General features: G+C 59.1%; 1 protein-coding gene. It reads left to right on the forward strand.

Going from position 1 to position 230, the window contains the following annotated elements; translation table 11 throughout:
* A partial coding sequence (locus AAEY72_RS16595; protein ID WP_352311807.1) for a DUF2059 domain-containing protein occupies positions 1–230 on the forward strand: 230 nt, incomplete at both ends.

Here is a 230-nt window from a genome sequence, read left to right on the forward strand (position 1 = left end):
GTTCCAGAGCGACGCGATGTCGGCTCAGTACGACGCGTACGCGAAGTACTACAGCACGTCGGAGATCAAGGATCTGACGACGTTCTACAAGAGCCCGACGGGCCGCAAGTTCATCCAGGTTCAGGATCAGGTCGGTCGCGACGTGGTCAACGGCCTGATGCAGAAGTACATGCCGCAAGCGATCCAGGCAACGCGTACGCAGGCTGACAAGGAAGTCGCAGCAGTCAAGC

Origin of the sequence: Psychrobacter sp. W2-37-MNA-CIBAN-0211, assembly GCF_040309405.1 — a bacterium.
Classification (GTDB): Bacteria; Pseudomonadota; Gammaproteobacteria; order Pseudomonadales; family Moraxellaceae; genus Psychrobacter; species Psychrobacter glaciei.